Raw genomic sequence first — 19,827 nt, forward strand, 5'->3', positions numbered from 1 at the left:
CGGAGGCAGATATGGAATTTACAGAGCTGGATCGAAACGCGCTCTACGACATCTGGATGTCACAAAAAGCCAAAATGCACATCACTCAAATGGAAATGGCGAAGCGCCTTGGTTTGAGTCTACACGAGTTTTCTGGCTTGTTACGTGGTAATTCTCCACTGACGCTAGGTTTTGTAAAACAGCTATGCGAGCAGCTACATGTACGTCCTGGTCAGGTGATTCCGTCTTTGACGGAGCGTGATCTATCTGCATCTGGTACCGTTTATTTACAAAATCGTGTGACGGTGGATGGCGATATCAGTAACGTGTTTATCGACGGAAACCAAGTCGTGATCGAGTACGTTCACCAAGTTAGCTAGCTTGCTCGTCAAATTATCGGGTTGAAGAGCAATAAAAAACGAGCCACTGTTGGCTCGTTTTTTCGTTTCTGTTTTGCTCGCTTGCAAAGATTATGGGATTTTCACTAGCGAATCGCGTGAAAGATCCGCGATAGACTTAGCGCCAGTCAGCGTCATTGCTACACGCATTTCTTTATCGTACAGATCCAGTAGATTTTCAACGCCTGCTCCGCCTTGTGCTGCCAATGCGTACACAAATGAACGGCCAAGAAGCGTACAGTCTGCACCAAGTGCGAGCATACGAACGACATCAAGACCAGTACGAATACCAGAGTCTACGAAGATCTTAAGATCACCTTTTACCGCATCCGCAATGCTTGGTAGTGCTTTAGCACTTGAAAGTACGCCATCTAACTGACGGCCACCATGGTTAGATACCACAATGCCATCTGCGCCGAAACGTACCGCATCTTTCGCGTCTTCTTCATCTAGAATGCCTTTGATAACCATTGGGCCATCCCAAAAATCACGAATCCACTCAAGATCTTTCCAGGAGATAGAAGGGTCGAAGTTTGCGCCTAACCAGCCGATGTAATCTTCTAGCTTTGTTGGTTCGCCACGATAAGTTGAGATGTTACCTAAGTCGTGCGGTTTACCAAGTAGACCCACATCCAGCGCCCAGCTTGGGTGGCGCATCGCCTGGAGTACACGACGCATGGCCGCGTTAGGGCCACTCATACCTGAGTGCATGTCACGGTAACGTGCGCCAGGAACTGGCATATCAACGGTAAACACCAGCGTTGTTACGCCTGCTGCTTTTGCACGCTCAAGTACGTTTTTCATAAAGCCACGGTCTTTAAGCACGTAAAGCTGGAACCACATTGGTCGTTCAATTGCAGGTGCGACTTCTTCAATCGGACAAACCGAAACAGTCGACATAGTAAATGGGATGCCTTTTTTCTCGGCTGCTTTTGCTGCTTGCACCTCGCCTCGGCGCGCGTACATACCAGTTAGACCAACAGGAGCTAGCGCGATTGGCATTGCCAGTTTCTCACCGAAGATCTCGGTTTCGAGGCTCAAATCTGTCATATCGCGTAGGACGCGTTGGCGAAGAGCGACATCACCTAAATCGTCAGTATTACGCTTCAGCGTGCGTTCGTCGTAAGAGCCGCCATCAATATAATGGAATAGAAACGGGGGAAGCTTGGCTTTCGCGGCAGCGCGGTAGTCAGTAGAAGCTGAGATAATCATAATGGTGTCCTAGCGGTTATTCTAAGCAAAGTTGTGGAGCAATTTGCTCTTTCGTTGAGCCTTCATCGCAAAGCAGTGAAGACATCAAAATGAGTATAGTTACCTATGGTTCACTTACGTTTGAACCGGTGATGTTGGTAACCCATTTACATAATTGGTTGAAAAATTTTTTAAATCACTCAATCAGTTATGCAAACTGGAAAGAGTGACACAGCTGTCGGGGGAATTGATGTAGCAAGCTAAATCAACATGTCGGGGTAGTAGTGCAGACAGCTGTGTCAAATTAGGCAGGGCTGCAAACCCTGCGTTTCGCGTTACTTCATTAAGACATCTGTCATTTGGAAGCCATAAATCAGCACCAATCCAATAATGCCTGTCATTACAATGTAGTAGAACGTAGGGATAATCGTCTTACGCAATGTTGCGCCTTCTCGACCAAGCAAACCTACCGTGGCTGATGCGGCAACAACGTTGTGAATCGCAATCATGTTACCTGCGGCAGCACCGACGGCCTGGAGTGATACAACAATCACACTCGAAATAGACAACGTTTGTGCCACTTCGAATTGGAACTGGCTGAACATCATATTTGATACCGTGTTTGAGCCAGCGATGAACGCACCCAGTGCACCAACGGTGGCACTCAGCGCTGGGAACGCAGAACCAACAAGGTCAGAGGCGAAGTTTGCGGTTGTGACGGGCATACTTGCTAGGTCAGCACCGTTGATGCCTGAGTTGATAAAGATACGAACCATCGGAATGGTAAATACCAAGACAAAACCCGCCCCAATCAGTGTTTTGCTTGACTCGCCAAACGCTTCACGCAATGGCTTTACACTACCGCTTTGTAACATTGCAGCAAGTAGTGCGACAAACACCAGAATGCCTCCAGGAAGGTATAACGGCTGAATCGCAGCGCTAACGCCAGTCTCACCAAGAATGTTGCTGAACGACAAACTTACGCTTTGTACAAAGCCTTTCAGCTCAGGGCTTACGCGGCTTGCGACGAGAATAACTGCCAGCATTACATATGGAACCCAAGCTTTTACGATGCTCATTGGCTTGCCCGGATTGTCGTTTAGATCGACTTTTAGCGAGCCTAACCACTCTGCAGGCCACTTGTCTTCGCTTTCGAAATCCCACTTAGTCTTTGGTACTAAGAAGCCTTTTTTCGCTGCGGTAACAACGATAGACAGACCAACCAAACCACCGATAAGTGAAGGGAACTCTGCACCTAAGAAAACACCGGTTAACGCGTATGGAACGGTGAAAGAGACACCAGCGAATAGTGCAAATGGTAGAATATCCAGACCTTCACTCCAGCTTCTGTTCTTGCCGAAGAAACGTGTTAACATCATCGCCATTAATACTGGGATCATCGTACCTACGACTGCGTGAATGACAGCAACGTGCGCTGTGATATCTTGCAGGTACATTTCCCACGTTGCACCTTGTGCGGCCAACGACTCACTGATGTTATGGGTGTCTAAACCTTTGTTTACACCTACGATGATAGGCGTGCCTACCGCGCCGAATGAAACAGGCGTTGACTGAATCATCATGCCCATAAGGACAGCGGCTAGCGCAGGAAAGCCGATTGCAACCAGTAGTGGTGCAGCGATTGCTGCCGGGGTACCGAACCCAGATGCGCCTTCAATGAACGAGCCAAAGCACCAAGCAATGATGATGGCTTGTACACGGCGGTCAGCCGAAATATCGGTAAATCCATTACGGATTGTGGTGATCGCTCCAGTGTGTTTTAAAGTGTTGAGCAAGAAGATGGCACCAAACACGATCCATAGAACAGAGACAGTAATGCCGAGTCCTTGGAATACGGAGGCCAGTACGCGATTGGCTGACATATCCCAAAACATAAGTGCGATAGCGACGGTTAGACCGAACGCAACAGGCATGGCTTTTTTAGCAGGCCAGTTGAGACCAACCAATAAGATGGCGGCAACAACAATTGGCGAAAATGCCACTAGGGCAAGTAGGGTTTCACTCATTTGTACATCCTTCGTACGCTGACTTCTCGAACGGTGTCAATCCGCTGTAGAGGTGACTTTTTGTTGTAATGGTTTTGTTAATTTGGCGTGAATTTACTCCTTTATTTTTTGTTGATATAGGGAAATAATGAAAATAATTAATTCCAAAAGTGACATAATGGTATGAGAGCAGACGACTTAATTCTATTTTCTCAAGTAATCGAACTTGGCAGCTTTAGCAAGGTTGCAGAGGCAAATAACCTTACAAATTCGGTAGTTAGCAAAAGAATGGCGAGGTTGGAGGAAGAAATAGGGGCTCAGCTATTATATCGAACAACGCGCAAATTAACCTTGACTGAGGCAGGTAAGGTGTTACTCCACAGTGCTAAAAATGTGAAGCAGGCCACTCAGGAGGCTATGGATGCTGTTGCAGGCTTTGGAGAGAATGTGAGCGGTCATATAAAAATGTCCGTGCCGTGTATCTCTGGAGATTTGATACTTGCTGATGCTGTTGCCGAGTTTTGTAACCTTCATCCGGGTCTGACTGTGGACATGTCATTGGATAACCGCTTTGTCGATTTAGTGGCTGATGGTTACGATTTAGTCATTCGAACTGGCTACCTAGCCGACTCCAGTTTGATCGCACGACATATTCTCGATTCCCAATGGGTGGTATGCGCGTCCCCTTCATATATCGCTAAAAATGGGAAACCGATCGAGCCGATTGATCTCACCACGCACAATTGTCTGCAATACGCTTACCAAACCACAGGTGCAACGGATTGGGAGTTTAAAGGAGAAGATGGCAATTACATCGTCAAAGTATCGGGCTGCTTTTCTACTGATAACGCGACCGCATTACGTAAAGCCGCTCTGGGCGGCCATGGTATAGCTTACGTCCCGCGATGCTTGGTGTATCATGATATTCGCAATGGCCAACTGGTGGATATTTTTCCTGAACTAGTAGGTAAAAAGTTGGGTATCTACGCGGTGTATCCGTTTACTCGTCAACCACCGAACAAAGTGAAGCTGCTTATTGAGCACATTCGTGACCGGTACTTAACGATATCTCATTATTTCTAGGTTCTTCATAGATTTAAAACAATGTCGTTGAAATCAAAATTGGGTGCTCTAAGGTAATCACCGCAATAAAACGATTGAAGATAAACAACTTAATAAAAACAACGGAGTAACACGGACGTTATGCATTACCCAAAAACACGTAAAGATTCTGTCGTGGACACTTATTTTGGTCACGACATTGCCGACCCTTATCGCTGGTTAGAAGATGATCGCAGTGAAGAAACCGCACAATGGGTTTCGGGTCAAAATTCGGTCACCTTCGATTTCCTTGGTCAGATACCGTACCGCCAACAAATCCGTGACTTAGTGGCGAACAGTCAAAACTACGAAAAATATTCCCAGCCATTTGTACGTGGTGACTACACCTACTTCTACAAAAACGACGGTTTGCAAAACCAAAGCGTATTGTATCGACGTAAAGGCGAGGGAGAAGCCGAGGTTTTCCTTGATCCAAATACTTTCTCCGAAGAGGGCACGACCTCTCTTGGCGAAGTCAGCTTCTCTAAAGACTGCCGTTTGGTTGCGTATTCCATCTCGGAAGGGGGCAGTGATTGGCGTAAGATCTTTGTCATTGATACGGAAACCAAAGAACAGTTAGAGCCTGAGATTGTTGATGCGAAGTTTACGTCGATTTCTTGGCTGGGCAGCAAAGGCTTCTATTACTCAAGCTACGATAAGCCGCAAGGCAGCGAGTTGTCAGCTCGAACTGAGCATCACAAGCTTTATTATCATGAACTTGGTACACCTCAATCTGAAGATAAAGTGATTTTCGGTGAGTTGGATACGCAAGTTCATCGTTATGTGTCTGGTACGACGACGACAGATGATCGCTTCCTCATTATCTCTGGCGCAGAATCTACATCGGGTAATCGTCTGTTTTATATCGATTTACAGTCTGACTCCCAAGCAATTGTGACGCTGCGCGATACAACGCAAGGCGACACCTACTTAATTGATAGCCAAGACGCAACCTTGCTGCTTTACACCAACCTAGACGCGCCGAATGGCAAAGTTGTCAGCTACAACACTCAGACAGAACAATGGGCTGACGTGATTGCTGAACAAGAACAGCCGTTAGAAATCAGCAAAGGTGGCGGTTATCTGTTTGCGACTTATATGGTAGATGTGCTTTCTAAAGTGCAGCAGTTTAACTACCAAGGTGAGTGGATTCGAGATGTACAATTGCCGGGAGAAGGCACGGCTTATGGTCTGGCGGGTAAAAAAGAAGAAACCACACTTTATTACACATTCACTAACTACGTGACGCCTCCGACGATCTTCTCATTTGATGTTGAGTCTGGTGAATCGACACTGTTTCAAGAATCAAAGGCACCGTTCGATCGTAATGAGTATGAATCAAAACAGGTGTTTTACACCTCAAAAGACGGCACGCAAGTTCCGATGATCATTTCATACAAGAAGGGCATTGCACTTGATGGTAGAGCACCAACCATGTTGTATGGTTACGGCGGTTTTAACATCAGCCTCACTCCAATGTTTTCTGGCAATGTAGCCAACTGGCTAGAGTTGGGTGGTATATACGCTGTCGCCAACATGCGAGGCGGCGGTGAATACGGTAAAGCCTGGCACAACGCAGGCACTCAGCAGCAAAAGCAAAACGTGTTTGATGACTTTATTGCGGCGGCGGAATACCTGATTGAAAACGACTACACTAGCTCGGATCGCCTAGCGATTCGCGGTGGTTCTAATGGTGGTTTGTTAGTTGGAGCGTGTATGACGCAACGCCCTGAACTATTCAAAGTCGCGCTGCCTGCGGTTGGCGTGCTTGATATGCTGCGTTACCACACGTTTACGTCTGGAGAAGGCTGGAAGTATGACTATGGCACGTCGGAGCAAAGTGAAGCGATGTTCCAATACTTGCTTGGCTACTCTCCTGTTCACAATGTAAAAGAAAACGTGCAATATCCTGCTACCTTGGTGACAACCGCCGATCACGACGACCGAGTTGTGCCAGCACATTCGTACAAGTTTATTGCGGAGCTGCAAGACAAACAGCAAGGCGCTAATCCAGTATTGATACGCATTGATGTTAATGCCGGTCATGGTGCAGGAATGCCGCTGAGTAAGCAAATTGACCTCACCACAGACGTGTATGCATTTACGTTACATAATATGGGTATTGAGTCGATTTAATGCCCTAGTTGTTCGAAGCTTCTGAGAATAAAAAATGCCGCGACAGTGTCGCGGCATTTTTCATGGTTGGGGGAACTCAATTCATACTGTTTGCCAGTATTTGAGCCAGGTTGACTAAGTCTGACTCTTGAACCAACCAGTCTCGGCGGCCAAACCGAAAGGCAGCTACGCCATTCTTAAGACAAGATGAATTTATCACCTTTTCTTAATCCTAGTTTATGAATATGAAACTGTGATGAACCTAAGCCGCATTGTGCTGATTTTCACTGTTTTCAAGATCAAATGAGGCATCTATCAGTTTTTTCGTGTAGTCATTTTTAGGGTTTTGGAAAATATTTTCGGCTGTACCTTGTTCCATGACCTCGCCTTTTTGCATGACTAGAACACGATCAGAGAGCGCTTTAACTACTGATAGATCGTGGCTAATAAACAAGTAGCCAATATTATGCTTTTTCTGCAAATCTTTCAGAAGGTCAATCACTGTCAGTTGCACCGAGCGGTCTAATGCAGAGGTTGGCTCATCAAGCAGAATAAACGAAGGTTCAAGGATCAGTGCTCGCGCGATAGCAATACGCTGACGCTGGCCTCCTGAAAACTCGTGCGGATAACGGTTGATGGACGCGGGATCTAAGCGGACCTCACGGAGCACGTCGCGCGCTTTCTGCATACGTTCTTTTTTACTCAACATTGGTTGGTGGACAGTTAATCCTTCTGTGATGATCTCGCCGATAGTCATACGAGGAGAAAGCGAACCATAAGGGTCTTGGAATACCATCTGAACGTCTTTTTTCAGCTCAAAACGTTCTTTGTTTGTCAGCAAGGCCATATCTTGGCCTTTATATTCTATTTTGCCAGTTGAGGGCAGTAGACCTATCAAAGCTCGGCCGAGTGTAGACTTACCTGAACCGGACTCCCCAACGATCCCGAGGGTCTCTCCTTGTTTAAGCTCAAGAGAAATGCCTTTTACCGCTTCGAAGTACTCATTCTTGCTCGCAATAAAATGCGACTTTACCAAGAATTTGACTCGTATATCGTCGGCCTTTAAAAGCTGTGTAGCACTTTCGCTAATAGGCTCCTTACTGCCTTTAGGAATCGAGTTGATTAGCATACGTGTATATTCGTGCTTTGGGTCCTCGAAGAGTATTTGCGTTTCGCCTTCTTCGACGACTTCTCCTTTACACATCACAATGACACGGTCTGCAAAGTGTTTTACGACGCCTAAGTCATGAGTAATAAATAGGATTGCCATGCCCATCTGAGCCTGAATTTCTTTAATCAGGTGCAACACTTCTGCTTGAACCGTGACATCCAACGCCGTTGTTGGTTCGTCGGCGATCAAAATATCGGGCTCGTTAATCAGTGCCATCGCAATCATGATACGTTGCAATTGACCACCAGAAAATTCGTGTGGGTACTTGTTGTACGCTTTTTCTGGGTTTGGCATATGAACCAATTCAAACAGCTCTAACACCTTTTCTTTTGCTGTTCGTCTGTCGACCGGGCGGTGACACATTATGGCCTCAGCGACTTGGATACCCACGCGCATGTACGGGTTTAGTGAGGTCATCGGCTCTTGAAAAATCATGCCAATGCGATCACCGCGAATACTTTGCATTTCACGCTCTGTTTTATCCAAGATGGAGCTACCCTCAAACATGATGGATGAGTTTTCATGCAAAATAGCGTTGTCTGGCAGTAGTTTCATCAGTGCATTGGTTGATACTGACTTGCCAGAGCCAGATTCGCCAACGATGGACAGCGTCTCGCCTGCTTTTAAATTGAAGCTAACATTCTTTACTGCATCGACGATCCCATCGTTTGTCGTAAAGCTGACTGATAGGTTGTTCACCGAAAGAATGGTTTTAGAAGACATCACAGATCCTTGTGGTTGATAAAGCAAATGATACTCAAGCAATGGACAGCACAAACCTAGTAGGCCTCAATGCTTGAGCTTTAGATTAATTATACAGGTGAGAAGGCGAAGATTTTGCCGAACTCATTGCTTGCAAATGTAAGAACTGCTCATGCGCGCGCGTTACGTGCTCGAGTTCTATCATCCATTGAGCATTACGTTGGGCAGAGCAAAATGCCGCCATGTGGGCTAATAAGTCTTCGCTCTGTTGACCAAGTAGGTGACCTACGCGCTCAATCAGTTCATGGCTCTCTAGCTGCAAAAATTGAAATAGCGCGTAAGTTTGATTGAGTATTGAGAACGCATCATGTTGTAAGCCGAGTTTGTTGAGAATCTCTGATTGCGTCACGCTGGCATCTCTAAGCCCCGTAATGAGACATACAAACTGGCAAGGTTTAGTTTGTGCATTTTCTAGCGCTAAATGAATGTGGTTGGGTAGATTGTTGAGCACGTCGTCATATAAACGATGAGCTTCTGGCCAATGGCCTTGTTCCATCAGTTGCTCTGCTTTTAAGTAGCGCATCCAGCATTGCTCAATATTCATATCCATCTCCACAACATTTGATTTGTTTAGATATTAAATGAAATTGATTATCAATTGCAAGTGCGTGTTAATATCACTTATGTGTTCATAAAATGTCCAATCAATCTAGGGTAGAAGGTAAATCACTTAAAATTAAGCAAATAATCTCTACACTCAAATAACGAAAATAAGAAAAAAGGAAGTGGATATGGCAATACTAAGATTGAAAGCTAAGCAGCTATATTCTGTAGCAGATCTAGAGAATATGCCATGTAAGTCGACCAAGGAGTTACCTCCAATTGATGAAATCGTGGGCCAAGAGCGCGCGCAAAAAGCGGTCGAGTTTGCGATGTCCATCAAAGAGAAAGGGTATAACATCTACGCCATTGGTCAGAATGGGCTAGGTAAACGCACCATGATCTTGCGCTATCTGAATCGTCACCAGCACGATGCAGCAGCCCTGTTTGATTGGTGTTACGTTGCGAACTTTGAGGATACCCGTACACCAAAGGTATTAAAGCTGCCTTGTGGTATCGGAAATAAGCTACGTGTTGATATTGAAGCTTTAATGGGCAAATTATTGAATGCTTTACCCCTAGCATTCGACAATGAAATGTACTTTAGCCGCGCTGAGCGATTAAAAAATCAATTGGCAGCTAAGCAACAAAACGAGCTGGATCGTATTAGCCGAGAGGCAAAAGAAAAAGGCATCAGCCTAACACTGACTACACAGGGGGATTATCAGTTTGTCGCCATGAACGGTGATGAGCTTCATACGGAAGAGTCTTTTGATGTACTAAGCAAAAAAGAACAAGAGCAATTCAGCGATGCTATTGATGAACTCGAAGTGCGATTGCGCTCGATGGTTCGTGAGCTTACGGAGTGGGAAGAGACATACAGCGATAAAATCAAAAAGCTCAATGATGAAGTGACGCTTGATGTGATTACTCACTTCATCAAAAAACTCAAAGTGGATTACGCGCAATATTCCGAAATCAAAACCTACTTAACTGAGCTGCAAAAAGATATTGTTGAAAACGCAGATATCTTCCTTGACCAAAGTGGCGAGCAAGGCGAAATTGCGACGGCATCCTTGGATAAAAAATTGCCACGTCGTTATAAAGTGAACGTCTTGGTAAGCCGTAAAAGCAGCGAATTTCCTATCGTTGTTGAAGAAAATCCCAACTATCATTCACTCTTCGGGTCGATTGAGACTGCCACTTTCAAGGGAACGGTGTTTACCGACTTCTCGCTGATTCGCGCAGGGAGCTTGCATAAGGCGAATGGCGGCGTTCTATTAATGGATGCTCAGAAAGTACTTGAACAGCCTTACGTTTGGGATGGTTTGAAGCGCGCATTGCGTGCTCGTCAATTGAGTTTTACGTCTCTAGAAAAAGAAGTCACATTGACGGGGGCGGTATCACTCGATCCTGAACCGATTCCGCTTGATATCAAAATTATCTTATTTGGTGATTACCGAACTTACCAATTACTCCAACATTACGATCCAGAGTTCAGCGAGTTGTTCCGTGTGACGGCAGATTTCGAAGACGAAATGAAACGTACGCCGGAGTCTGAGCTGCATTACGCGCGCTTTATCTCTAGCGTGGTGCATGACAACAATATGTTGCATTGCGATCGCAAAGCCATTGCTCGGATCATCGAATACAGCTCACGTTTGTCTGGCGACCAATCCAAGCTATCTCTACATTCGGCTAATATCGCCAACTTGCTTCGAGAGTCGAACTACGTGGCTCGTCAAGCTAACTCTAACATGATCCGTATTGGGCATGTTGAAGAGGCGCTCAATAACCAAGAAATGCGAGTAAGCCGATTACGCGATAACGTAATGGAAACCTTTATTAACGGCACAACGCTGATTCGCACCGAAGGAGAAGCCGTAGGCCAAGTGAACGCACTTTCGGTATTGAGCACTAGTGACTACATGTTTGGTGCACCGAATCGCATCACAGCGACGACGTGTTACGGTGATGGGGATGTTATCGATATCGAGCGCAGCGTGGATTTGGGTGGCAGTATTCACTCTAAGGGCGTAATGATTTTGTCTGCCTACTTATCTTCCGTATTTGGTAAAACGGCACGAGTGCCATTAACGACAACCATTACCTTTGAGCAATCTTACGGTGGTGTTGATGGTGATAGTGCCAGCATGGCTGAGTTATGTGCGGTTGTGTCTGCTTTTTCAAAGCAACCAAACCGACAAGACATTGCGATAACAGGGTCGATGAATCAATTTGGTCAAGCTCAGCCTATTGGTGGCGTAAACGAAAAGATCGAAGGATTTTATGATGTGTGTGTAATTAAAGGTCGTCATGACGGGCAGGGGGTCATTATTCCGCGCTCTAATGTTCACAATCTAATGCTTCGTTCCGACATCGTGAAAGCAGTCGAAAAAGGCGAGTTTAATATTTGGGCGATTGACCATGTTACTGAAGCTATCGAATTGTTTACGGGGAAAGTTGCTGGTGAGCCAACCGATGAAGGTTCTTATCCAATCGATACTATTTTTGGCCTTGCTCAAGCTAAGCTCAATTCGTTGAGAAAATAGGCTAAAACCGTCCTAAATGTGAATGTATCTCATCATAAGTGAACATAATTTATCATAACGACAATATCCCGACGCCACTGTCGGGATATTGTCAATAACAGATTGAAAATGGAGAGTTTTTGCACTAGACAAAAGTGTGATCGACCTCTAATATTCGCCACTTGTTTATTCGTCTGGGATTTATCCCGTCGCAAGGAAGCATAGATATTCAAACTGCCGAAAAGTAACGTTGTTATAGGCACTGCTCGAGTTTGTTTGGATATAGACATCACGCATACAACTGAGGCCCTGTCATGCAGTTATCACTGAAAAATTTGTCAGTACGAACGCAAATTTTGGTTCCGGTATTATTTACCGCGATTGTTTTGTTTATTGCTCTTTGGATTACTAAAAACAATCTTCAAGCAGAGCAAGGTGTTATTGCTTCCAACCAAGAATCTTTGGTTTTTCACAAAGACACATTGGCGAGTATTGACGACCAAATTTACCCTCTGCGCATAAGCGCGGTTTACGCTATTTACGATGCTTCTCGTCGTGAGAATTTTCTAACCGAATTGAAAGAAGGCTTAAAGCAAGTTGATGCCGATTTAAGCGCAATTGAAGCCCGAAACCTATTCCGTGACGATGCCGTTAAAGTTCGCCAAGCAATTGAATCCTATGTGCGATATTCAGAGCGCTCAGTTGATTTCTTCAACCAATACGATCAAGGTTTGAAATCGGATAGCGAGTACCGTGCATTTGTCAAAGAGTATCGCAATGTTGGCCGAGAAATGGTCCAACAAATTAACACGCTATCAAAGCATGTAAACGAGCAAGCTGAACAATCTACTATCAGAAGTCATCAGCAAAATGAACGTGTGCAAAATAACGCTATGTTGACGGTTTTAGCGGTATTTGCTTTCTCATTGATAGGCGCTTGGTTCCTATCTGGCATGATTGTTACACCAATCCAAAAGCTGCAAGAAGTGATGCGTCAGTTAGCAATGGGTAATCTATCAGTACGTGCAGATGTCGATGGGGACAATGAGATCTCTAAGCTGAGCAAAGATGTAAACCAAACCGCAGAGCAGTTATACAACACTGTGGACCAGTTAACCCGTATTAGTGAGGAAGTTGCATCTGCATCGACCGAATTAGCTGCAGTAATGACGCAAGCGGAAGCGAACGCTCAACAAGAGTTGGCGGAGATCGAGCAAGTTGCATCTGCGGTTAACGAGCTTGCAAGCACTGCGAATAATGTGAGTGATAACGCGACCTCTGCTGACGCAACCGCGCGTGAAGCTGATGGACTTGCTCAATCAGGTTTGGCTATCTTCCAAGAAAGTGCGGAAGCAAGTGCGCAAATGTCTCAAGCATTGAACGATGCAGCGCAAGTTGTTTTGCGTCTAAAAGAGCAATCTGTACAGATCAACGATGTTATTGAAGTGATTCGCGGCGTATCTGAGCAGACCAACTTGCTAGCATTGAATGCTGCGATTGAAGCGGCGCGAGCTGGTGAGTCTGGTCGTGGTTTTGCGGTAGTAGCTGATGAAGTACGCATGCTAGCAGCGCGTACTCAAGACTCGACACAAGAGATCCAAACGATCATTGAAGAGCTTCAAGCGCAGTCTGGGCTTGCGAATGACAGTATGCAAGTCAGCCTTGATATGCTTAGCCGCAACAACGAGCTGACGCAACAAATGAATGAGGCGTTGGTTGGAATTACCGAGTCGGTCGCCAACATCAACGATTCAAACACGCAAGTAGCAACCGCAGCCGAAGAGCAGTCTCAAGTTACTCAAGATATCAATCGCAACGTGGTTAACATGTCGGAGCTTGTAAACCAAAACGTAGCGGGCATCAGCCAGAGTGCAAGTGCGAGTACTGAGCTTTCTTTACTTGCAGAGAAGCAGAAAGAGCAATTAAGTTTCTTTAAGCTTTAATTCATCATCTACTTATCAAATCTCTAAATCCCTGAGTGAATGCTCAGGGATTTTTTTGTTTGTAATAATCGGATTTATTATCAATAAGTCTATCTAAAACAGTCAGTTAACAATATTTTTTTGCGGGCAATATCACGTTTTGTGATATTGTTTTTACATTTTTTTCGTCAATTTTTTTTTGACGCGAACATTTTTTTTAACTCAACCGATAACTTGATGGTTGAGAGGTATTCATATCGTCATTTTAAGTGGTGTTTTCTTCTATAAGCGCTGTTTATTCAACACGTTGCGTGAAAAATAACAGCTGCTACTATGCCGCCAGTTTTCTCGTTGGTACAGAAAAGTCCTGTTTTTCTGGTGAGAAAGCACATATAAAACAATGATATGGAAAATAACAATGAAATTAAAAACTTTAGCTGTAGCAGTGGCGCTAATGGCATCAGGATCTCAAGTTGTCGCTTCAGAACTATACAACCAAGATGGCACTTCTCTTGAGATGGGCGGCCGCGCTGAAGCGCGTCTTTCTATGATGGATGGTAAGGCAGAAGACCGTACTCGCATCCGTCTTAACTTCCTAGGCAAACAGGAAATCAATGAAAACCTATACGGCGTTGGTTTTTGGGAAGGTGAGTTCAAAACAAAAGAAGAAGGTGCCGTAGATAACAATAGTGATCTTGAAACTCGTTACGCTTATGCGGGTCTGGGTGGCAAATACGGTGAAGTAACTTACGGTAAAAACGACGGCGCACTAGTGGTTCTTACTGACTTTACTGACATTATGGCTTACCACGGTAACACAGCAGCACTTAAACTGCCTGTTTCTGACCGTACAGATAACATGCTGTCTTACAAAGGCCAATTCGAGCAACTAGCTGTACGCGCAAGCTACCGTTTTGCTGATCGCACAACAGATGCACAAGGCTTTACAGACAACGAGGAAGATGGCTTCTCTCTATCTGGTGTTTACGCGTTTGCTAACACTGGTTTTGAACTAGGTGCTGGTTACGCAGATCAAAACGACAACGATGAGTTCATGCTGGTAGCTGCATACTCTGTAGGTGACTTCTACTTCGCTGGTAACTACACTGGCGCGGATATGGATGTTGCAGGTAAGACTTTTGATTACAAAGGCTACGAACTAGCCGCTGCTTACACTATGGGTCAAACTGTATTCACTTCTACGTTCAACAAAGGTGAACTAGAAGACGCAGATACTGTAGAAAACCTAGCTGTTGATGTAACTTACTACTTCAAGCCTAACTTCCGTGGCTACGCATCATACAACTTCGATCTAATGGATAACGAAGGCGCGGCTGAAAAAGATGAGCTAGCGCTAGGTCTACGTTACGACTTCTAAGTCATGACTCTTATCTAAGATACTGCCTTATTCTTAGTAAATAAAAACCCCTTACTGAAAAGTAAGGGGTTTCTTGTTTTCTAGCACTTCAAAGCTTCTTGATAAGCGATAGGGGTTATCAAATCTATCTTTTTAGTGTGAGCTTAGTCCCATCAAATTTGAGGTGACTGAGGAGGTTTTTAGCGTTGTTTTTACCAACCTCATCAAACTCCATTCCGTAGCGAGCATAATGCGTTGATTTTTGTAAATTACAAATACGACCTCGCAACGGCGCTAGCATACGACTTTCTCCGGGCATCGTTAGATCCAATGAAACGTGGTCACCAACCTGAAGTGGTCGGCTCATTGGTGATGTTACAAAACGACAGCCACTACGAGATAAATCTCTTATTTCGCATTCAGTTCGATAGGCTTCTAAACAAACACGCGCTCTCAAATTTACTTCGTAACGCACTTCTTTGCGAAGCTGAAAGACCTGCATAGTGTTGGGTAGGTCTAGCACCAAAATTGGGTACGGATCGCCTAGTCGATGCTGTAATTGGGCCCGAAATGGGATAACGGCCCCTTCACCTCGATGAGAGTAGGCTTTTACATTGATCCAAAAGCCTTCTTGAAAATAGAACTTCAAGTCTTCATCGGAGATGTTCGGAACCTCTATCAATGCAGTATTATTTGAGTGACAGCCAACAAATGTGCTGGTTGTAATAAACTTTGTACCAACGGGGGTGGTGACGTTTAAGCTCACTTCACTGCCGTGTTCGACCATTGCCATTGCATCGGTGCTATTTAATGTACTTGCCTGACGTTCTGGTGCCTTCTTGCTTTGCAGAGGTAGCTTGCCGTCTCTGGCAATTGGGCTCATATTTCTCATTATAATTGTCGTACCTGATGTAAGAAGGTAATCGCGTGAGGCGAAGCAGCACTCTCGCATGGTATCGATTTTATTCAGTGATATAGTTTGATTCAATCAATCTGTAACAAAAATTAGAGAGCAAGATATGCATAAAGTAACTCATGAGACCACGAATAGTACATTCTGGGTTGATTTAGAGCAGGGTTATAAAGCCAAGGTGATTTATCAGCTTAAGGGTAATGTCATGCACATTACATCAACGGTTGTTCCTGAAGCACTGCGAGGTAAGGGGTACGGAAAAGTGATGATGGAAGCGGTGTTGCCAGAAATTGAGTCACTCGGTTATCAAATCAAACCAGTTTGCCCATATGTTATTCACTACATGGAGAAGAACCAAACGTGGTCACATCTGCTCACATGATGAGTAACAACCACCAACGCTACCAAAATATTGGCCAGGAACTCAATCTCGGTAATTACCGCTCTGTAGAAGTCATACAATCGCTATGGGGAGGCTATGGGGAGTTAGTCCGAGTTACTTATTCTACTGGTTCAGTGATCATTAAGCATGTAAAACTCCCTAAGCCTTCAGAGCATCCTAGAGGCTGGAATACGGACCGTTCTCATCAAAGAAAGTTGCACTCTTATCAGGTGGAAGTGAATTGGTATGAGTATTTTTCCGGAGGGGTGGATACTCGCTGCCGAGTACCACAAGGTCTAAAAACGTTCCAATCGGAGAATGAATGGCTCATTGTGATGGAAGATCTCGCCGAGGTGGGCTTTCCAAAAGTCATCACAGATGCACAGCTAGAGCATCTACAAGCCTGCCTCACTTGGTTGGCGAACTTTCATGCGCGATACATCGATGTTCGTTCGGATAAGTTGTGGCATACCGGAACATACTGGCACTTAGCAACCAGACCCGACGAGCTTGAAGCATTGCAAGACACTGAGCTACAAAATGCGGCTCAATTGATTGATCAAACGCTTTCGCAAGCTAAGTTTAAAACACTAGTACACGGTGATGCCAAATTGGCGAACTTCTGTTTTGATGAAGAAGAATCAAGCGTTGTTGCGGTTGACTTTCAATACGTTGGATGTGGGTGTGCAATGAAAGATGTGGCACTGTTTATGAGTAGCGCCGTTAAGCCAGAACGTTGTGCAGAGATGGAAGTTTGGGTTTTGGATACGTATTTTGCTCAGTTGCAACACGCGCTAATTGTCTATCAACCGAATCTTGACCCTAATGAAGTCGAGCGTGAGTGGCGTCCTTTGTTTGCTGTGGCTTGGGCAGACTTTCAGCGATTTGTGAAAGGTTGGAGTCCCGACCACTGGAAGATCAATCCCTACACAGAAGCATTGACTCGCAGAGCGTTGGCTTACTTACGAAAGTGAGTCGAAGTTTAAAAAGAAAAGCCTCCAATTAGTAGGAGGCTTTGTTTTATCTTTGGCCTGGTCTGATGCGCGCCATGTAATAGGTATTGATGAATTCACCATCACGGAAGGAACCGTCAATCGCTTCACCCTCAATTTGAAATCCATGCTTTTTATAAAGCCCAATGGCGGCGTCGTTATCGGCATTGACCTCTATCTGAATTCTTCTCACATTTAACCAGTTATCTGCTAGTTCAGTGACTGTTTCTATCAATTTGCTACCAATACCGAGTCCGTGGAAACTATCATGTACTCCGATGCCAAACGATGCCGTGTGCATCGTTCTTGGACGTAGAGAGTGGTGAAAGCCAATATTTCCGACGACTTTACCATCAATTTCAGCGACATAGCTATAAACACCATCAGGTATGTTTGACAATCTTTCCACCCACATCGCGAGCGAAGGCTTTGGGAGTTGCAGGGTTTCACGTTGTGCTTTTGGTTGTGAATAGATTTCTACGAGTGCCGCTGCGTCTTCGACGGTCGTTGGACGTACGATAATTTCCATGCCTCTCTCCTTCGCTTTTTAGTTTTAATTTTTAATCTAACCACAGTTTTCTTATTTGGATAGTGTTTTTTTATGTTTAATGGATAAATGCCTTTTAAATTAGCTTGTTATGATGTCATTTTTTGAATTTTTAGTAGTGATTTATCATCGAATTGAGCGAGTAGATTGCAAAGGTGTTGAATTATTGTACTGAGAATGGCGCGTACTGCAGAGTATCGTGGTGAATTTCATGTCGCAGTAAATAAACGCATTTAGTCAAACTGTGACGACGGCACTGTGCGTCAGTTGACTTGAATCAATAGAGGATGGGGTTACCTCCTATGAGGTATAGGGAAACGACACGTTTAGGGCTATTTATGCTTAACTTGATAAGGGAGTTTTGTTGAGGAAATAGCATGAAATCCTCTCAGTCTAAAATATCGCAAAGTCGGCGCCGATTTTTGCGTGATACAGCTCGAACTGCGGCTGGTGTTGGCGCAGCTGCGTGTGTATTGGGCTTACAATCGCTACAAAGCCAAGCTCGAGAAACCAAAGGTGTGCCTATTCGTCCGCCTGGTGCACTGCCGGAAGGCGATTTCGAATCAGCTTGTATTCGATGTGGCTTGTGTGTTCAGGCATGTCCTTACGATACCTTGAAACTTGCGACATTACTTTCACCCGTCGCGACTGGCTCACCTTACTTTACTGCACGCGATATTCCCTGCGAAATGTGCGAAGACATTCCTTGTGTTGTCGCTTGTCCGAGTGGGGCGCTGGATCCGAAACTAACCGATATTGATGATGCTCGAATGGGTACAGCGGTTCTTATTGACCATGAAACTTGCCTTAACTGGCAAGGGTTACGATGCGACGTTTGTTATCGCGTTTGTCCGCTGATTGATGAAGCCATCACATTAGAGATGGTTCACAACGACCGAACCGGTTATCACGCCAAACTTATCCCAACAGTGAATTCCGAAGTGTGTACCGGATGCGGTAAGTGTGAACAAGCGTGCGTGTTGGATGTCGCTGCTATTAAAGTCGTCCCGACGGATTTGGCGAAAGGCAAAGTGGGCAGCCACTACAATTTTGGTTGGAAAGAGATCGACAAACCACTCGAAAATATCCTCCCTAGTGAGACGCCTGTACCGGAAGGTGCGCTTGAATCGCTAAAAGGAGGTAAGTAATGGCAAAGAATTTAGCTCAAAATGCTGGCAAAGAAGCGCTTGAAAAGCTTGGTTGGTGGCGCGCGCATCGGTTTTTGATTTTACGTCGGCTATGTCAGTTCACCATCATTGCGCTGTTTATGGCTGGGCCGACGCTGGGAATTCTAACTGGTAATCTGTCATCAAGTATGTTGCTCGATACCGTGCCGTTAAGTGACCCGTTAATTGTGCTTCAAGCTTTGGCGACAGGGCATGTTCCGGAGTTTAATGCGTTGTTAGGCGTAGTGATTGTCGTTGCGTTTTACGCGATTTTGGCGCCGCGCGCATTTTGTGCTTGGGTGTGCCCGTTGAACATCGTGACAGACTTGGCGGCGTGGTTGCGTCGAAAGTTCAACATTAAAGCGAGCTATCGTTGGTCTCCCATGATTCGTTATTGGCTGATCCCTGTTTTGATGTTGGGCAGTGCGCTATCTGGCGCGATTCTTTGGACATGGTTAGATCCAGTTGCGGCACTGCATCGCGGGTTGGTGTTTGGTATGGGCGCAGGTTGGGTGCTAATCGCCCTAGTGTTTGTGTTGGATTTACTCTTGGTTGAGCATGGGTGGTGTGGGCACTTATGTCCACTGGGGGCTACCTATGGCGTGATAGGCCGAAAAAGCCTGTTGCGCGTTACTGCTGTTCGGCGCGAAGATTGCACCAAATGCATGGATTGCTTTTACATTTGCCCAGAACCAGAAGTGCTTCGGCAGCCTTTGAAAGAGGGAGATCGTCGAGTTATGGATCAAAACTGCAT

The 19,827-nt window shown here is 45.2% G+C and carries 16 protein-coding genes; 10 read left to right on the forward strand and 6 right to left on the reverse strand.

The genetic code is table 11. The annotated features are described in order from the left end of the window. Window positions 1–11 precede the first annotated feature (11 nt). Window positions 12–359: a helix-turn-helix domain-containing protein gene (locus tag R7O12_RS22550; RefSeq protein WP_005375109.1), complete on the forward strand. Its 348-nt coding sequence runs from the start codon at window positions 12–14 to the stop codon at window positions 357–359. Between the two features lie 90 nt (window positions 360–449). On the opposite strand, the gene lldD is transcribed toward R7O12_RS22550, so the two are convergent. Together lldD and R7O12_RS22560 are read right to left on the reverse strand one after the other, a co-directional pair. Continuing rightward, window positions 450–1,589, reverse strand: coding sequence for an FMN-dependent L-lactate dehydrogenase LldD (lldD, locus tag R7O12_RS22555; protein ID WP_005375110.1), 1,140 nt, complete (start codon window positions 1,587–1,589; stop codon window positions 450–452). A gap of 314 nt (window positions 1,590–1,903) precedes the next feature. Continuing rightward, window positions 1,904–3,595, reverse strand: coding sequence for an L-lactate permease (locus R7O12_RS22560; protein WP_005375111.1), 1,692 nt, complete (start codon window positions 3,593–3,595; stop codon window positions 1,904–1,906). A 162-nt stretch (window positions 3,596–3,757) separates the two neighbouring features. Here R7O12_RS22560 and R7O12_RS22565 point away from each other — a divergent pair, with 162 nt between their 5' ends. Together R7O12_RS22565 and R7O12_RS22570 are read left to right on the forward strand one after the other, a co-directional pair. Continuing rightward, window positions 3,758–4,657 (forward strand): LysR family transcriptional regulator, encoded by a 900-nt coding sequence (locus tag R7O12_RS22565; RefSeq protein WP_005375112.1) that lies wholly within the window; start codon window positions 3,758–3,760, stop codon window positions 4,655–4,657. 120 nt (window positions 4,658–4,777) lie between these two features. Next, entirely contained in the window at window positions 4,778–6,811 is a 2,034-nt protein-coding gene (locus R7O12_RS22570; protein ID WP_318126412.1) for a prolyl oligopeptidase family serine peptidase, read from the forward strand. Window positions 6,812–7,052: 241 nt separating this feature from the next. Here the strand turns inward: R7O12_RS22570 and R7O12_RS22575 are convergent, their stop codons facing one another. Together R7O12_RS22575 and R7O12_RS22580 are read right to left on the reverse strand one after the other, a co-directional pair. Then, complete coding sequence (locus R7O12_RS22575) at window positions 7,053–8,684, reverse strand: ABC transporter ATP-binding protein (RefSeq protein ID WP_318126413.1); 1,632 nt, start codon at window positions 8,682–8,684, stop codon at window positions 7,053–7,055. An 85-nt stretch (window positions 8,685–8,769) separates the two neighbouring features. Continuing rightward, a complete protein-coding gene (locus R7O12_RS22580) occupies window positions 8,770–9,267 on the reverse strand; it encodes a hypothetical protein (protein WP_005375116.1) in 498 nt (165 codons plus the stop codon). A 187-nt stretch (window positions 9,268–9,454) separates the two neighbouring features. Here R7O12_RS22580 and R7O12_RS22585 point away from each other — a divergent pair, with 187 nt between their 5' ends. The 3 genes from R7O12_RS22585 (at window position 9,455) to R7O12_RS22595 (ending at window position 15,094) form a co-directional block, all read left to right on the forward strand. Further along, window positions 9,455–11,815 carry a Lon protease family protein gene (locus tag R7O12_RS22585; protein ID WP_047102346.1) on the forward strand — a complete coding sequence of 787 codons (2,361 nt, stop codon included), beginning with the start codon at window positions 9,455–9,457 and terminating at the stop codon, window positions 11,813–11,815. Window positions 11,816–12,108: 293 nt separating this feature from the next. After that, window positions 12,109–13,737 carry a methyl-accepting chemotaxis protein gene (locus R7O12_RS22590; protein WP_318126415.1) on the forward strand — a complete coding sequence of 543 codons (1,629 nt, stop codon included), beginning with the start codon at window positions 12,109–12,111 and terminating at the stop codon, window positions 13,735–13,737. Window positions 13,738–14,134: 397 nt separating this feature from the next. After that, the gene (locus R7O12_RS22595) at window positions 14,135–15,094 is read left to right on the forward strand and encodes a porin (protein ID WP_017635483.1); all 960 of its coding nucleotides are present in this window, start codon (window positions 14,135–14,137) and stop codon (window positions 15,092–15,094) included. A 124-nt stretch (window positions 15,095–15,218) separates the two neighbouring features. Here R7O12_RS22595 and R7O12_RS22600 read toward each other — a convergent pair whose 3' ends face one another. Then, the gene (locus R7O12_RS22600) at window positions 15,219–15,965 is read right to left on the reverse strand and encodes a flagellar brake protein (protein ID WP_042521645.1); all 747 of its coding nucleotides are present in this window, start codon (window positions 15,963–15,965) and stop codon (window positions 15,219–15,221) included. Between the two features lie 127 nt (window positions 15,966–16,092). On the opposite strand from R7O12_RS22600, the gene R7O12_RS22605 reads away from it, so the two are divergent. Together R7O12_RS22605 and R7O12_RS22610 are read left to right on the forward strand one after the other, a co-directional pair. Beyond that, the gene (locus tag R7O12_RS22605; protein ID WP_005375124.1) at window positions 16,093–16,368 is read left to right on the forward strand and encodes a GNAT family N-acetyltransferase; all 276 of its coding nucleotides are present in this window, start codon (window positions 16,093–16,095) and stop codon (window positions 16,366–16,368) included. Next, a complete protein-coding gene (locus R7O12_RS22610; RefSeq protein ID WP_132936476.1) occupies window positions 16,365–17,342 on the forward strand; it encodes a phosphotransferase in 978 nt (325 codons plus the stop codon). The genes R7O12_RS22605 and R7O12_RS22610 overlap by 4 nt, the downstream gene beginning before the upstream one ends. A 46-nt stretch (window positions 17,343–17,388) precedes the next feature. On the opposite strand, the gene R7O12_RS22615 is transcribed toward R7O12_RS22610, so the two are convergent. After that, on the reverse strand, window positions 17,389–17,889 hold the full coding sequence (locus R7O12_RS22615) for a GNAT family N-acetyltransferase (protein WP_017820512.1): 501 nt from the start codon (window positions 17,887–17,889) through the stop codon (window positions 17,389–17,391). Between the two features lie 395 nt (window positions 17,890–18,284). On the opposite strand from R7O12_RS22615, the gene napG reads away from it, so the two are divergent. Beyond that, window positions 18,285–19,055, forward strand: a complete 771-nt coding sequence (gene napG / locus R7O12_RS22620; RefSeq protein WP_005383947.1) for a ferredoxin-type protein NapG — start codon at window positions 18,285–18,287, stop codon at window positions 19,053–19,055. After that, the coding region (gene napH, locus R7O12_RS22625) for a quinol dehydrogenase ferredoxin subunit NapH (RefSeq protein WP_318126416.1) at window positions 19,055–19,827 on the forward strand (773 nt) is incomplete at its 3' end. The genes napG and napH, both read left to right, overlap by 1 nt.

The sequence above is a fragment of the Vibrio sp. Vb1574 genome, from assembly GCF_033338675.1.

Excerpts from the sequence above, each read along its gene's own strand:
- R7O12_RS22575 (WP_318126413.1), bottom strand. The coding sequence starts at position 8,684 with ATGTCTTCTAAAACCATTCTTTCGGTGAACAACCTATCAGTCAGCTTT.
- R7O12_RS22600 (WP_042521645.1), bottom strand. The coding sequence starts at position 15,965 with ATGAGAAATATGAGCCCAATTGCCAGAGACGGCAAGCTACCTCTGCAA.
- R7O12_RS22595 (WP_017635483.1), top strand. The coding sequence starts at position 14,135 with ATGAAATTAAAAACTTTAGCTGTAGCAGTGGCGCTAATGGCATCAGGA.
- R7O12_RS22550 (WP_005375109.1), top strand. The coding sequence starts at position 12 with ATGGAATTTACAGAGCTGGATCGAAACGCGCTCTACGACATCTGGATG.
- R7O12_RS22615 (WP_017820512.1), bottom strand. The coding sequence starts at position 17,889 with ATGGAAATTATCGTACGTCCAACGACCGTCGAAGACGCAGCGGCACTC.
- R7O12_RS22590 (WP_318126415.1), top strand. The coding sequence starts at position 12,109 with ATGCAGTTATCACTGAAAAATTTGTCAGTACGAACGCAAATTTTGGTT.
- R7O12_RS22570 (WP_318126412.1), top strand. The coding sequence starts at position 4,778 with ATGCATTACCCAAAAACACGTAAAGATTCTGTCGTGGACACTTATTTT.
- R7O12_RS22610 (WP_132936476.1), top strand. The coding sequence starts at position 16,365 with ATGATGAGTAACAACCACCAACGCTACCAAAATATTGGCCAGGAACTC.
- R7O12_RS22605 (WP_005375124.1), top strand. The coding sequence starts at position 16,093 with ATGCATAAAGTAACTCATGAGACCACGAATAGTACATTCTGGGTTGAT.
- R7O12_RS22585 (WP_047102346.1), top strand. The coding sequence starts at position 9,455 with ATGGCAATACTAAGATTGAAAGCTAAGCAGCTATATTCTGTAGCAGAT.
- napG (WP_005383947.1), top strand. The coding sequence starts at position 18,285 with ATGAAATCCTCTCAGTCTAAAATATCGCAAAGTCGGCGCCGATTTTTG.
- R7O12_RS22565 (WP_005375112.1), top strand. The coding sequence starts at position 3,758 with ATGAGAGCAGACGACTTAATTCTATTTTCTCAAGTAATCGAACTTGGC.
- R7O12_RS22580 (WP_005375116.1), bottom strand. The coding sequence starts at position 9,267 with ATGAATATTGAGCAATGCTGGATGCGCTACTTAAAAGCAGAGCAACTG.
- R7O12_RS22560 (WP_005375111.1), bottom strand. The coding sequence starts at position 3,595 with ATGAGTGAAACCCTACTTGCCCTAGTGGCATTTTCGCCAATTGTTGTT.
- lldD (WP_005375110.1), bottom strand. The coding sequence starts at position 1,589 with ATGATTATCTCAGCTTCTACTGACTACCGCGCTGCCGCGAAAGCCAAG.